Origin of the sequence: Bradyrhizobium sp. STM 3843 (assembly GCF_000239815.1) — a bacterium.
GTDB lineage: Bacteria > Pseudomonadota > Alphaproteobacteria > Rhizobiales > Xanthobacteraceae > Bradyrhizobium.
The window spans coordinates 1-9,755 of sequence record NZ_CAFK01000227.1 but is presented as its reverse complement, the minus strand read 5'-3'; the positions used below and the strand labels follow the sequence as shown (position 1 = coordinate 9,755).

Here is a 9,755-nt window from a genome sequence, read left to right as displayed (position 1 = left end):
CGGCAACCAGTTTTGCAACCCCCATGCCAGGGCTTTGGAATCGTTAAATCCGACGTCTTTCTAATAAGATGCAGAAATTACCCTGATCGGCGACCGGTTGTTGCAAACCCGACATCGGAATGCCTCGCAAGTGCCGCCGAAGCATCTCGCTGTTGCAAACGACACAACGGACGCAACATTCGCGGCAGCGCATCAGGCGGAACAGAACTTGCTAGAAAGCGACTGCACGTAGTTGCGGGCGTGCGCGCGGCACATCGAGGAGGATGCAATGCAGATCGGCGTTGAAACGGCGAAGGCGGTCGACCAGCGGCGGGTGTTCGTGATCGATGACGACGAGATCACGCGCGCCGCCTTGCAGTTCATGCTCCACGACGAGATCGAGACCCATGAGCTCGCCACGCCCGAAGAGGCCTATGAGAAGGGCGTCGACTGGTTGATGCCTCATGTCGTGATGCTCGGCGCATCGTTCCTCAAGCAGCGCGGCCCGGAGCTGGTGCGCGAGATCCTGGCGAAATTCCCAGGCGTCCGGATTCTGATCGTGACGGCCAAGGCCGATGAGGCGATCGCGATCGAGGGGCTGAAGGCCGGCGCGCATGGCGCGGTGGTCAAGCCGCTGACGATCGAAACCGTGCGCAAGAAGGTCGACACCATTCTTGGCCGCGCCGGCGGCGCCACGCTGGTCCAGCTCGGCGGCCTCTGACATGACGACCGTGGTCTTCTATGAGAAGCCGGGCTGCGGAACCAATGCGCGCCAGAAGCTAATGCTGGAGCGTGCCGGCCATACGGTCACGGCAAAGAGCCTGCTCGCCGAGCCTTGGACCGGCGAGCGGCTGCGGACCTTCTTCGCTGACATGCCGGTGCCGGCCTGGTTCAACCCGGCCTCGCCCCGGGTCAAATCCGGCGAGATCAAGCCCGAGACCATCGGCGCCGTGGCCGCGATTGATCTGATGCTTGAAGATCCACTGCTGATCCGCAGGCCCCTGATCGAAGCCGATGGCCAGCGTTGTGCCGGCTTCGAGCGCGAGCCGGTGCCCTCTTTGCTTGGACGTCGCGATCTCGACGACGTCCAAGGCTGTACGCGTCCGGATAGCTCTACGTCTTGCCCGGAGCCGCACTGACGGCTCCGGATCGATCGTCACCGCTTCAATACCATGACCAGGCGATCGACGCGCTTGCCCTGCTTGAAATGAGACTCGACGATCTCGTCGATGTCCTCAGTGCTGGTCGGCCGATACCAGATGCCGTCCGGATAGACCACCATCATCGGCCCGGCGCTGCAGAAGCCGAAGCAGCCGGCGGCCGTCACGCCAATATCAGTCAGGCGCTGCGCCTCGATGCTTTTGGTGAGGCGATCCCACAGCGGCTGCACACCGAGCGCGCCGCAGCTGCCGCGCGGATGCTGCGGGGGCCGCTGGGTCAGACAGACGAAGGCGTGGTATTTGTAGAGCTGCGGGATCTCGAAGTCGTCGTCAGCCTCGATTGTGGTCTCGCTCATGATGCTGGGGCCTTGATGCCCTTCTCGGTCAGCAGCGTTGCGAGCTCGCCGGCCTGGAACATCTCGCGCACGATATCGCAGCCGCCGACGAACTCGCCCTTGATGTAGAGCTGCGGAATGGTCGGCCAGTTGGAGAATTCCTTGATGCCTTCGCGGATGAAGGGATCGGCCAGCACGTTGACGCTCTCATAGGGCACATCGAGCTTGGCCAGGATCTGCGCCACGGCCGCGGAGAAGCCGCATTGCGGCGCAGCCGGCACGCCCTTCATGAAGAGAACGATATCATTGCTGTCGATCAGCTTTTGTATGCGTTCGGATGTCGACATTGATCAGATCCTTTCACCCCTGAATGCGGCCGTTCATTTCGGCAGCGACGTCTCAAGCGCCAGCGCATGCAGCACGCCGCCCATCTGCCCTTTCAGCGCCGAATAGACCATCTGATGCTGTTGCACCCGGCTCTTGCCGGCGAACGCGGCGGATGTGATGCGCGCCGAATAGTGATCGCCATCGCCTGCGAGATCTTCGATCACGACCACCGCATCCGGGAACGCCTCCTTGATCATGCGTTCGATATCCGCTGCCGCCATCGCCATCGCAACACCTCTCGTTGGACCGACGACGATCATGCAAGGTCCGAACCAGTCGGAGAAACACTGCAGAGCCTGCGGTAACCATGCTTTTCCAGGGGGCGGCTGGAATCGGCCGTCGCATTTGCGACAGGAGCGCGGCTGAGATTGCGGCACAACGTTCCAAATGCAACAGGCTGCACCGGTTTGGCGTGTTTCGATCTGCAGACCCTGCGCTATTGACCGCGCAAAAACGGTCCATCTCTTGCAATGCATTGATCGAGGTCAATGCAATGCTCGAATTGGCGTCCGAACCCGACACGATCAACTTCGGCGATTTGCCCGACGAAATCGACGCGTTGCTACAGCAGGGCGTCGCCGCCTATCGGCGCGATCATGCGCGTGCCGATCGCCTGTTCCGGCAGGCGCTCGCGGCAGCACCGGACGAGCTTCCGACCTATTTCTGTCTCTACAAGATCCACACCTATCAAGGCAATCTCGACGAGGCCAAGGCGGTCGCCGAGCTCGGACTGCAAGAAGCGGCGCGTCAGGCCGGCTGGCCCCGGGACTGGCGTCGGTGGACGCCACACGTTCCAATCCCTGATGGCGCCGGCCGCTTCGCTCTCTACACGCTGAAGGCGCTCGCCTTCATTCACCTGCGCAAGAATGAGCGCGAAAGCGCGCAGCAGATGCTCGGCGCGTTACGACAGCTCGATCCCAGCGGCGCTGTCGGATGGCCGGTCGTCGCAGCGCTCGCGGACGGCATCGGCTGAGCGGAGGGGACGGCATGGCACTTCGCTTGCACAATCGGGACGACGGGCTGCCTAACACCATCGTGTCTGCCGGCAGAGCCAAACTCGACCACAGCACGGATCAGAGAGGACATCACGCATGAACAGCATGCAAGCCGTCACCGCCCCACCCGCAATGTCGACGACGATGGCGACGGGCTCGCAGGATGCGGCCGAAAGCATCATCGCGGCGCTGCGCACGGTCTATGATCCAGAGATACCCGTCAACATCTACGATCTCGGCCTGGTCTATCGCGTCGCGCATCAGGGCGGCGGCGCGGTCGAGATCGACATGACGCTGACCGCACCGGGCTGCCCGGTGGCCAGCGAGATCGTACGCATGGTGGAAGATGCGGTGCAGGCGGTCGGCGGTGTTCACACCGTGAAAGTAAGGTTGGTGTTCGAGCCGCCGTGGGACAAGTCGCGGATGTCCGAAGACGTCGCGCTGGAGCTTGGATTGTTGTAGTTCGCGGGCCGCGCGACGCAGGCCCGCAATCGATGAGGAGCTTCGCATGCTTAAGGAAAGCACGGTCAAGCTGACCGCCAATGATGGACATACGTTCTCGGCCTTTCGCGCCGATCCGGCTGATACGCCCAAGGGCGTCATTGTCGTGCTGCTCGACAATGCAAAGGCCGAAGGCAGGGCCCGTAAGCTGGCCGAGACCTTCGCTGCGGGTGGTTACCTCGTGATCGCCCCGTCTCTGTCGGAACCGGCGGCGCCGACCGAAGCCGATGGCGATGACAGCGCAAAGGAGGTCGCGCCGGATCCGGCAGCGCCGCTGCTCGCGGAAATCCAGTCGGCCATCGACAGCGTAAACGACTGCGGCAAGGTGGCGCTGATCGGCTACGGTGCCGGGGGCGGCCTTGCCTACACCGCGGCCAATCGCGTCACCGGACTGGCCTGTACCGTGTCCTATTACGGCATCGGAATCATCGAGAACGCCGGCGCGAAACGCAAAATTCCGACCCTGCTGCATTTCGGCGAAGCCGATCCGGTCGTTCCCTTCATCGAGGTCGACCAATTCAGAGCCTATCATCCCGAAGTGAGCGCGTTTTCCTATCCCGGCGCCAAGCATGATTTCGACAGCGACGGCGAAAGCTATGACGAGACCGCAACCAAGCTCGCGCATGACCGGACCGCGGCCTGGATCTCGCAATATGTCGTCGGCCAGCCTCCGGTCACCTTGAAAAACGCCGGCGCCTATGCGCTCGCCAAGACCGACAAGAAAAAGAAGAAAAAGGACGACGACATGGGCCCGCCGGCGGATTGAGGAGGAGCGGCGATGCTGCCAACCACGATCCTGATCGACGAACGGCCGCGTTGCGTGGTGCGGCCGAACGACACCAAGGATCTGAACCGCTTCATCCGCAACGGCAAGACCTTTCTCCTCGCTGAGAAGCCGGACGGCAAGATCACCCATCGCGGCGCCAGCGACGACGAGATGTCACAATGGCAAAACGCGCTGGCGCTGCATCGCGCCTGGGGCGGGGATGATGAGGGCTTCTTTGGTGTGCCGTTGTATTAGTTAGGCTCCCTCGCATGAGCAAAGGCGCCGACGGCTAGAAAAACGTGCATCGAGCTGCGCGATGCAGCGCCCTCTCCCCTTGCGGGAGAGGGCATCTCCGATTCATCCAAGTGCTCGGTTGGGTGAGGGATATGTCTCCGCGAACTGCGCTCGTCGAAGCATACCCCTCACCCAAGCGAGCTTGCTGCTCCGTCCTACATGCCCTCTCCCGCAAGGGGAGAGGGCGCATCCATGTGCACCGTCATTCTTGAACCCTCCCGGGCTGTCGCGAAAAGTCCGAGGACGGCTGGTCAAAAGATCAACTCACGCCCGGGCGTCGTGCGGATTACCGGCCTGGTTGCGCATCCAGTCGGCGAGCTTGGTCATGGCCGCATCGACGTCCTGGCGCGCCTGGGCATCCGCCACGGTCTCCTCGAGCGCGCCGCGCATGCACAGCAGCCAGGCGTCGCGCTCGGCAGCACCGATGCTGAATCCCATATGGCGCTGGCGCAGCCGCGGATGGCCCTTCTCCGGCGAATAGAGTTTTGGGCCGCCGAGCCATTCCGAAAGGTAGCGCTTCAGAGTCCGCTTGACCGGTTCGAGGTTGGACGCATGCATGTCGCGGATTACCTTCGCCTCGGGCAGACTGTCCATCCGCCGATAGAACGCCTCGACCAGGCGGTCGACGATCACCGCACCGCCGATCCGCTCATAGGGGGTCACGACCGCTTCCGTCTCCGACATCTGCACCTTTCCCGCTGTCTTGCTACTCATCCATGCTCGGCTGCAGGATCACCTCGGCCGGCGCGCCCGGCCCCTGCCCGTCGACAAGTTCAAGCGCGTCGACGCGCGAGAGTCCGGCGCCGCTGTCCATCAGCACGATAGCGTCCTTCGGCATGCCCGCAAGGACCTCGATCAGCTTGGCGACCGTCACGATCGAGCCTCTCCTGACGCGTTGGTTGCCCCGGTGATCGGCGCTCCGCTCTCGTCGAAATGCAACGTCACCGGCTCCTCGTCAAGCATCACGATCTCCGCGCGGCGCAGTGCGCCGCCGGGATGATAGGCGTAGCAGTGCGTAAGCTCGATCTCGCCATAGACTACCTTCTCGAACCCCGTCAATGCGCCGGCACGATCGAAAAACCCCCGGATGAAGGTATTGCGATTTGATAGCTGGTCCGGCTCGATCGCATTGACGAGCCGCAGCGGCAGCTTGACTCCGGTATACGACACGAAGAAGCGACAGTCGTGCTCCGCGTCACCTGTCATGCTGACCGCCTTGGCCACCTGGGTTTGGCTGCGCTCGCCCGGCTCTCGCTCATCAAGCGACAGCGGTCTTCAGAGCCTCGACCTGGTCACGCGCGACCTTGAACACGCCGCGACCACCGGCAAAGGTCTGATAGGCCTTCATCCCGATCGCCTCGCTCAGACGGTTGAACCATTGCTGAGGCGTCAATCCAGCAGGCCGTTCACTTATCTCGGCAACTGTTCCGTCAGAGGCGAAACGAACATGAAGCGTAACGTTTTCCATATGACCCTCCATCAAAGTCCAGAGGCAAAGCCCAGAAGCTCGATCTTGACGTTCTCGGTGCCAAGGATCGTCGCCTGGCAGGCCAGACGCGATTTCGATCCGACGCCGACAATGGTGTCGAGCTTCTCGTTCTCGAGCTTGCTGACCTTTGATACGCCCTTGCGGCCTTCCTGCAGGAAGATGTGGCAGGAGCCGCACTTCGCCTGGCCTTCGCATTTGTGCTGGATCTCGATATTGGCGCCGAGCAGTGCAGCGAGGATGGTCGTCCCCTCGCCGACTTCGATGGTCTGGCCCGAGGGCATTACCGTCAAGGTTGTCATGGATGTCTCCTTTTCCAGTTTGATAACAATGAGCTCTAGTAGATCGCCGCCCCCGCCCCGACATTGACCGAGGCATCCTTCATGGTCGCAACGATGAAGGCGATCTGATCCGTGGTGAGATGGACGTGGAAAGGCAGCGCGACCACGCGGTCTGCAACCTTTTCCGTCACCAGATAGTCGCCGCGGCGATAGCCGAGATCGAAATAGTGCCGCTGCAGATGCAGCGGATTCGAATAGACAACCGCCTCGACCTGCTCCACCCGCAGATCCTCGACGATCGAATCGCGGCTCGATCGCGAAAAGCGGGTTCCGAGATGCACCTGATAGAGAAACCAGTTCACATCCGTGACATCGGGCCCGACATAGGGATCCTTGATGCCTTCGAACGACTGCACCTGGCTGTAATAGATCTGCTCGATCAGCCTGCGGCGCTCGAGGATCTCCTCGATCCGCTTCAGCTGGGCCAGACCGAGCGCCGCCGTCAGATCGCTCATGACCGCGTGGTGCGATGGCGTGCCGCTGACCACCACCGACGCGCGCTCATCCAGGCGATGCGACCGATTCCGCCGCATGGCGACGGCGATATCGACGTCATCGGTTACCACCATGCCGCCCTCGCCGCAGGTCATCGCAAAGGGCTGGGCGAAGTCGAAGATGGCGACGTCACCGAAGCTGCCGACCAACGCCCCCTTGTACTTCGAGCCGATCGCCTCGGTTGAATCCTCCAGCAGCGGCAGCCGGTGCCTGGTCGCGAACTCGCGCAGCTCCGTCCATCGCGCCGGATGGCCGTTGGTGTTGCCGGCGACGATCGCCTTGGTCTTGTCGGTGATCCGCGCCTCGACCTTGGCCGGTGCCAGCGTGCCTGAGTAATAGTCGATGTCGGCAAAGACGGGCCGCGCGCCGACGATGCTGATCGCATGCGCAATCTCGCGGAACGAATAGGACGACGCGATGACCTCGTCGCCCGGACCGATCCCATGAGCCTTCAGCGCCATCAGCAGCCCGAGCGTGCCGCTGGGCACCGCGACCGCATATTTGCGGCCGAGATAAGCGGCAAAGGCCACCTCGAATTCCTCGACCAGCGGCCCGTTCGACAGCCGCGGCGAGCGCAACGTGCCTTCCACCGCCTCGATCTCGGCCACCGTGATATCGGGGTCGGACAGCGGAATGAAGCCGGAGCTCACAGGCGTAAGGACGGTCTCCTCATCCTCGAGCCTGTCGGCGTCGTGAACCAGCACCGGCTTGCTCATGATTGGCTCCGCTTGGCCAGGATCAGCCCGGTGGCTCGCGCCGGATCGGCAGTGACCTGGGCGCAATGGTCGCTGGCATCGAGCAGATGCAGGTCGAACGCCGGATAGCTGCGGAACGGCTGCTCGGTCACGTCCGAGGCATCGCATCGGGTCAATGCGAGACCGGGAAACCGCTTGCGAAGCTCGGCAAAGGCAGCCCCGCTCGCGTTCGGCCCGGTGAGGACCTGCTCGATCTCGATCAATTCCTGCTCGGCCAATGCCATGACCCGTCCTTTTCTACTGCCAGAATATGCGTTCCGGATCGGCGTTGAGCTCGTCCAGAACCGCGGTCAGCCGCTGATGTACGCTGTGCAACTCCCAAACGCGCTTGTCGTGATCCTTCCAGAACAGCTTCCACATCCCATTCGCTGCATCGTGGCAGACCAAAGCCACGTCGACGATGCCGCCGTCCTTGTCGATATTGCGCGAGCAGCACGGGCTCTGGATATGGTAGCCGTCGTTGACCGGCAGCACACAAGGCTCGACGTAGCGGTAACGCTTGCGCGCCTTCAACGCGCGCTCGATCCGCTTGCGATCCAGATCGTTCGGATGCGCAGGGATGAGAAGCTTTGGTTTGAGCGCGACAGCTGCCATGGCCTACTGATCTCCCTAGACCGGGACGATCTCCTCCTCGAGGCAGCCGACAACCAGGCGTTCACCGAACTCCACGAGGTAGATCGGCATGTTGGCTTCGGTGTGCGTGCCGACCTGCACGATCTCGCCCATGTCGCCGATGCCGACCAGGAGCCCCTCCGGCGGCGCATCGGGAAAAGAGCCGTCGTTGCGCAGATCGATCAGCGCCTTCACGCGCTGACCCCATTGATATTTCGGCTGGCGTGGTTCGATCATGGCGACATGGCTCCCGGAGGCGGCAGTTCGTCCTCGACCTCCGCACGTGGCACCGCGAGCTCGAGCTCCTTGCGTTTCATTCCGACGCGGTTGCCGCTTTCCAGGAACTCGACGCCGTAGATGTAAAACTGCTGCAGGAAGGTGCCGATCGAGACGACGTAACCGATCTCGCCCTTCTTCGCGAGGATCTCGCCGATTTCCTTGCCGGCATAGGTGCCGTCATTGCGAATGGTCCGCTTCGCCTTCACTTTCTCGCCGAAGCTGAAAAAGGGCGGCGCGGACAGTTCGACGACTTCGCTGTCCCTGACGATATTGCTCATGCCGGCTTCTCCATCGGCAGTCCCGACCGGGTCTGCAACCGGTTGCGGGCCATTTCCTGCACCAGCGGATCCTCGTCCTGAGCGAGCTCCGGGAGTTCGCTCACCGCGATCCGGCTCGCGACCTTGTAGCGCACCCGCCAGTCGAGATCGTTGCGCAGCACGGTCAGGAGATCGGAGGAGAGGCGCTCGGCGATCTCCAGCCGCACGCGCGCGTCCGGATCGCTCACCATGCCGAGCAGCCAGTCGGAGGGAATGCGCAGCGCCACCACGCGCCGCACCTCGGCTTCCGGGTCGCCCATCATGCGCCCCAGCACCGACGGCACGATCCGCCGCGCGACGACGAGGCGGACATAGTAGTCCTCGTCCATCATCATCGGCAGCAGGTCTTCAGGGTCGATCACCGTCGCGATGCGGATGCGCACCTCGCGATGCGGATCGTTGCGCAGTCGCAGCACCAGGCGCTTCGGCAGCCGGCGCGCGGCATTCCAGCGCACGGTCTCCTCGGGATCATCGAGCAGCGGCGGCAGATGGAACAGGCTCGCATGCTTGGCGGCGATCGCGCGCACCTCGAAATGAGGGTGCTTGACGTAGTCGTTGGCAAGCGCCGGATTCCAGTTGAAGAAACGATCGATCCGGCGCGCATAGCGGTCGTGGACGCAGGCATGCTTCAGTCTGCAGCCACCCGAGGCGTTCAGCACCTCATGGGCACAGCCGGCGCAGCTGATGTCGTTGCCCTGCCAGTCGATGGCTTCGTCGATGTCGTCAGTCATCGTCCAGCCCTACACGGTCGACGACCTCGAGCAGCACGCGTGCGCCGATCTTGTCGCTCGGATCGAGCTCGAGCAGCTTCTGCACCGCCAGCCGCCCCTCCACCAGATTGCCGAGGCGCATCTGCAGGTACGCATAGCCCTTCAAGGTGAAGAGAAAGAAGCGGGGCAGGATGTTGCCGTAGTCGCTGAAATCCGCATGGCTGGCGCGAACATCGCGCCAATGCGGCGGCAAGCGGTTTTCGACGGCCGCCTTGGCCAGGCACTGCTTCGCGATCTGCAAGGCCTCGGCAAGCCGCCCCTTGTAGAAGTAGAAGCGGTAGAA

General features: G+C 62.7%; 20 protein-coding genes and 1 pseudogene. 6 read left to right on the top strand and 15 right to left on the bottom strand.

All coding sequences use genetic code 11. The features are described 5' to 3' along the window. Window positions 1–268 precede the first annotated feature (268 nt). Window positions 269–700, top strand: a complete 432-nt coding sequence (locus BRAS3843_RS23785; RefSeq protein ID WP_008971625.1) for a response regulator — start codon at window positions 269–271, stop codon at window positions 698–700. A 1-nt stretch (window position 701) separates the two neighbouring features. Next, window positions 702–1,118 carry an ArsC/Spx/MgsR family protein gene (locus tag BRAS3843_RS23780; RefSeq protein WP_008971624.1) on the top strand — a complete coding sequence of 139 codons (417 nt, stop codon included), beginning with the start codon at window positions 702–704 and terminating at the stop codon, window positions 1,116–1,118. A 17-nt stretch (window positions 1,119–1,135) separates the two neighbouring features. Here BRAS3843_RS23780 and BRAS3843_RS23775 read toward each other — a convergent pair whose 3' ends face one another. Genes BRAS3843_RS23775 through BRAS3843_RS23765 form a run of 3 tightly spaced genes read right to left on the bottom strand, consistent with a single transcriptional unit; the run spans window position 1,136 to window position 2,088 of the window. Further along, a complete protein-coding gene (locus tag BRAS3843_RS23775) occupies window positions 1,136–1,495 on the bottom strand; it encodes a (2Fe-2S) ferredoxin domain-containing protein (protein ID WP_008971623.1) in 360 nt (119 codons plus the stop codon). Next, window positions 1,492–1,821, bottom strand: a complete 330-nt coding sequence (gene grxD / locus BRAS3843_RS23770) for a Grx4 family monothiol glutaredoxin (protein WP_008971622.1) — start codon at window positions 1,819–1,821, stop codon at window positions 1,492–1,494. Before grxD ends, BRAS3843_RS23775 begins: the two co-directional genes overlap by 4 nt. A 33-nt stretch (window positions 1,822–1,854) precedes the next feature. Further along, window positions 1,855–2,088 (bottom strand): BolA family transcriptional regulator, encoded by a 234-nt coding sequence (locus tag BRAS3843_RS23765; RefSeq protein ID WP_008971621.1) that lies wholly within the window; start codon window positions 2,086–2,088, stop codon window positions 1,855–1,857. Between the two features lie 266 nt (window positions 2,089–2,354). Here BRAS3843_RS23765 and BRAS3843_RS23760 point away from each other — a divergent pair, with 266 nt between their 5' ends. The 4 genes from BRAS3843_RS23760 (at window position 2,355) to BRAS3843_RS23745 (ending at window position 4,378) form a co-directional block, all read left to right on the top strand. Continuing rightward, entirely contained in the window at window positions 2,355–2,834 is a 480-nt protein-coding gene (locus BRAS3843_RS23760) for a hypothetical protein (protein ID WP_008971620.1), read from the top strand. A gap of 127 nt (window positions 2,835–2,961) precedes the next feature. Beyond that, window positions 2,962–3,318, top strand: a complete 357-nt coding sequence (locus tag BRAS3843_RS23755; protein WP_035982575.1) for an iron-sulfur cluster assembly protein — start codon at window positions 2,962–2,964, stop codon at window positions 3,316–3,318. A 46-nt stretch (window positions 3,319–3,364) separates the two neighbouring features. Continuing rightward, the gene (locus BRAS3843_RS23750; RefSeq protein WP_008971618.1) at window positions 3,365–4,123 is read left to right on the top strand and encodes a dienelactone hydrolase family protein; all 759 of its coding nucleotides are present in this window, start codon (window positions 3,365–3,367) and stop codon (window positions 4,121–4,123) included. A 12-nt stretch (window positions 4,124–4,135) separates the two neighbouring features. After that, complete coding sequence (locus BRAS3843_RS23745) at window positions 4,136–4,378, top strand: hypothetical protein (RefSeq protein ID WP_008971617.1); 243 nt, start codon at window positions 4,136–4,138, stop codon at window positions 4,376–4,378. A gap of 303 nt (window positions 4,379–4,681) precedes the next feature. Here BRAS3843_RS23745 and BRAS3843_RS23740 read toward each other — a convergent pair whose 3' ends face one another. From BRAS3843_RS23740 to BRAS3843_RS23690, 12 genes and pseudogenes are all read right to left on the bottom strand, one after another. Further along, a complete protein-coding gene (locus BRAS3843_RS23740) occupies window positions 4,682–5,101 on the bottom strand; it encodes a group II truncated hemoglobin (RefSeq protein WP_008971616.1) in 420 nt (139 codons plus the stop codon). 22 nt (window positions 5,102–5,123) lie between these two features. Then, window positions 5,124–5,291, bottom strand: coding sequence for a hypothetical protein (locus tag BRAS3843_RS41655; protein WP_008971615.1), 168 nt, complete (start codon window positions 5,289–5,291; stop codon window positions 5,124–5,126). After that, window positions 5,288–5,623 carry a DUF6156 family protein gene (locus BRAS3843_RS23735; RefSeq protein WP_008971614.1) on the bottom strand — a complete coding sequence of 112 codons (336 nt, stop codon included), beginning with the start codon at window positions 5,621–5,623 and terminating at the stop codon, window positions 5,288–5,290. The genes BRAS3843_RS41655 and BRAS3843_RS23735 overlap by 4 nt, the downstream gene beginning before the upstream one ends. A gap of 52 nt (window positions 5,624–5,675) precedes the next feature. Further along, window positions 5,676–5,885 (bottom strand): hypothetical protein, encoded by a 210-nt coding sequence (locus BRAS3843_RS23730; protein WP_008971613.1) that lies wholly within the window; start codon window positions 5,883–5,885, stop codon window positions 5,676–5,678. A gap of 11 nt (window positions 5,886–5,896) precedes the next feature. Then, window positions 5,897–6,205: a 2Fe-2S iron-sulfur cluster-binding protein gene (locus BRAS3843_RS23725; protein WP_008971612.1), complete on the bottom strand. Its 309-nt coding sequence runs from the start codon at window positions 6,203–6,205 to the stop codon at window positions 5,897–5,899. 35 nt (window positions 6,206–6,240) lie between these two features. Beyond that, entirely contained in the window at window positions 6,241–7,455 is a 1,215-nt protein-coding gene (locus BRAS3843_RS23720) for a DegT/DnrJ/EryC1/StrS family aminotransferase (protein ID WP_008971611.1), read from the bottom strand. Then, window positions 7,452–7,718 (bottom strand): hypothetical protein, encoded by a 267-nt coding sequence (locus BRAS3843_RS23715; RefSeq protein ID WP_008971610.1) that lies wholly within the window; start codon window positions 7,716–7,718, stop codon window positions 7,452–7,454. Before BRAS3843_RS23715 ends, BRAS3843_RS23720 begins: the two co-directional genes overlap by 4 nt. A 13-nt stretch (window positions 7,719–7,731) precedes the next feature. Next, window positions 7,732–8,088, bottom strand: a complete 357-nt coding sequence (locus BRAS3843_RS23710) for a DUF3024 domain-containing protein (RefSeq protein ID WP_008971609.1) — start codon at window positions 8,086–8,088, stop codon at window positions 7,732–7,734. Between the two features lie 15 nt (window positions 8,089–8,103). Continuing rightward, window positions 8,104–8,343 (bottom strand): nitrogen fixation protein NifZ, encoded by a 240-nt coding sequence (locus tag BRAS3843_RS23705; protein ID WP_008971608.1) that lies wholly within the window; start codon window positions 8,341–8,343, stop codon window positions 8,104–8,106. After that, entirely contained in the window at window positions 8,340–8,663 is a 324-nt protein-coding gene (locus BRAS3843_RS23700) for a nitrogen fixation protein NifZ (protein WP_008971607.1), read from the bottom strand. The genes BRAS3843_RS23705 and BRAS3843_RS23700 overlap by 4 nt, the downstream gene beginning before the upstream one ends. After that, window positions 8,660–9,433: a 4Fe4S-binding leucine-rich repeat protein gene (locus BRAS3843_RS23695; protein WP_008971606.1), complete on the bottom strand. Its 774-nt coding sequence runs from the start codon at window positions 9,431–9,433 to the stop codon at window positions 8,660–8,662. The genes BRAS3843_RS23700 and BRAS3843_RS23695 overlap by 4 nt, the downstream gene beginning before the upstream one ends. After that, window positions 9,426–9,755, bottom strand: a pseudogene (locus BRAS3843_RS23690) (hypothetical protein); the annotation flags it as partial. The gene BRAS3843_RS23695 and the pseudogene BRAS3843_RS23690, both read right to left, overlap by 8 nt.

Excerpts from the sequence above, each read along its gene's own strand:
- BRAS3843_RS23695 (WP_008971606.1), bottom strand. The coding sequence starts at position 9,433 with ATGACTGACGACATCGACGAAGCCATCGACTGGCAGGGCAACGACATC.
- BRAS3843_RS23740 (WP_008971616.1), bottom strand. The coding sequence starts at position 5,101 with ATGTCGGAGACGGAAGCGGTCGTGACCCCCTATGAGCGGATCGGCGGT.
- BRAS3843_RS23750 (WP_008971618.1), top strand. The coding sequence starts at position 3,365 with ATGCTTAAGGAAAGCACGGTCAAGCTGACCGCCAATGATGGACATACG.
- BRAS3843_RS23780 (WP_008971624.1), top strand. The coding sequence starts at position 702 with ATGACGACCGTGGTCTTCTATGAGAAGCCGGGCTGCGGAACCAATGCG.
- BRAS3843_RS23785 (WP_008971625.1), top strand. The coding sequence starts at position 269 with ATGCAGATCGGCGTTGAAACGGCGAAGGCGGTCGACCAGCGGCGGGTG.
- BRAS3843_RS23730 (WP_008971613.1), bottom strand. The coding sequence starts at position 5,885 with ATGGAAAACGTTACGCTTCATGTTCGTTTCGCCTCTGACGGAACAGTT.
- BRAS3843_RS23710 (WP_008971609.1), bottom strand. The coding sequence starts at position 8,088 with ATGGCAGCTGTCGCGCTCAAACCAAAGCTTCTCATCCCTGCGCATCCG.
- BRAS3843_RS23715 (WP_008971610.1), bottom strand. The coding sequence starts at position 7,718 with ATGGCATTGGCCGAGCAGGAATTGATCGAGATCGAGCAGGTCCTCACC.
- grxD (WP_008971622.1), bottom strand. The coding sequence starts at position 1,821 with ATGTCGACATCCGAACGCATACAAAAGCTGATCGACAGCAATGATATC.
- BRAS3843_RS23755 (WP_035982575.1), top strand. The coding sequence starts at position 2,962 with ATGCAAGCCGTCACCGCCCCACCCGCAATGTCGACGACGATGGCGACG.
- BRAS3843_RS23705 (WP_008971608.1), bottom strand. The coding sequence starts at position 8,343 with ATGATCGAACCACGCCAGCCGAAATATCAATGGGGTCAGCGCGTGAAG.
- BRAS3843_RS23775 (WP_008971623.1), bottom strand. The coding sequence starts at position 1,495 with ATGAGCGAGACCACAATCGAGGCTGACGACGACTTCGAGATCCCGCAG.
- BRAS3843_RS23725 (WP_008971612.1), bottom strand. The coding sequence starts at position 6,205 with ATGACAACCTTGACGGTAATGCCCTCGGGCCAGACCATCGAAGTCGGC.
- BRAS3843_RS23735 (WP_008971614.1), bottom strand. The coding sequence starts at position 5,623 with ATGACAGGTGACGCGGAGCACGACTGTCGCTTCTTCGTGTCGTATACC.
- BRAS3843_RS23760 (WP_008971620.1), top strand. The coding sequence starts at position 2,355 with ATGCTCGAATTGGCGTCCGAACCCGACACGATCAACTTCGGCGATTTG.
- BRAS3843_RS23765 (WP_008971621.1), bottom strand. The coding sequence starts at position 2,088 with ATGGCGATGGCGGCAGCGGATATCGAACGCATGATCAAGGAGGCGTTC.
- BRAS3843_RS23700 (WP_008971607.1), bottom strand. The coding sequence starts at position 8,663 with ATGAGCAATATCGTCAGGGACAGCGAAGTCGTCGAACTGTCCGCGCCG.
- BRAS3843_RS23720 (WP_008971611.1), bottom strand. The coding sequence starts at position 7,455 with ATGAGCAAGCCGGTGCTGGTTCACGACGCCGACAGGCTCGAGGATGAG.
- BRAS3843_RS23745 (WP_008971617.1), top strand. The coding sequence starts at position 4,136 with ATGCTGCCAACCACGATCCTGATCGACGAACGGCCGCGTTGCGTGGTG.